General features: G+C 64.8%; 1 pseudogene. It reads left to right on the top strand.

Features of this window, described 5'->3' with window-relative positions:
* Positions 1-969: pseudogene (locus tag AB4Z23_RS27215) on the top strand (hypothetical protein); the annotation flags it as partial.

Below are 969 nucleotides of genomic sequence, written 5' to 3'. Positions count from 1 at the left end.
GCTTAACACTGGCTCCCTCAATACCTTCGTCGGTGATCAGTCGGGTATGGAATCGACAGGTAATGGCAACACGGGGTTGGGAATTGGCGCCGGAAATGTCTCGGCAGGAGCAAGCAACGTCAGCGTCGGATATTTGGCGGGTAGCAATGTCACCGGCAACCGGAACGTTATGACGGGCCGGAATGCGGGCCAGGGCCTCGAGGGTGACCGGAACGTCGCTTCGGGTGAGCTGGCAGGCGTGCGCACTCAGGGGAACGGCAATTTGGCGTTTGGCACGAGTGCCGGCACCGGCATCTCGATCAGCGGTGCCAATTGGATCGGCCGGGACGGCACCAATTACGGTTTCAGTGTCCTCGACGTGCCTCTAGCCAAACTGAACGATACGGTGGCGCTCGGCACCCGCAGCTTTGTGGCGGCCGATAATGCCGTAGCTATCGGCACGGATAGCGCGGCCACCGGCATCGACTCCATCGCCATCGGCCGTCAGGCCATCGCCACCGGCTCGATTGCCATGGGTGCGGTTGCTCGCGCCGGCAATGGCGGCTCGGCCTTCGGCGACGGCGCGATTGCGACCTATCTCGGCGGCACGACGGTGGCTGGCACGGTCGCCGGCACGGCGGTCGGCAAGAACGCGATCGCCGATATCTCCGGCGCAACGGCGCTGGGTGCTGACGCGCAGGCGACGGGGCAGAACAGCTTTGCGGCTGGCAAGGGTGCGAATGCGACCAGCGCCAGCGGCCTCGCAATAGGCGATGGTGCCATTGCCACGGGCGGCGGCGCCGCCACCCTCAATGGGTACAACGTGGGTGCCTTGGCAATGGGCACACAAGCCAATGCTACGGGCGCGCAGGCTGTGGCCATCGGCACGGCTGCCGTGGCCAGTGGACAGACCGGTGTTGCATTGGGTGTTAGAAGCAATGCCAGCGGTACGAGTGCCGTTGCCATCGGCACGGATGCCAAAGCCAGCAG

The organism is Agrobacterium sp. MCAB5, from assembly GCF_052114365.1.
GTDB classification, from domain to species: domain Bacteria; phylum Pseudomonadota; class Alphaproteobacteria; order Rhizobiales; family Rhizobiaceae; genus Agrobacterium; species Agrobacterium tumefaciens.
Note: the sequence above shows the minus strand (reverse complement) of the source record. Positions and strands in the feature narration are given on the sequence as shown.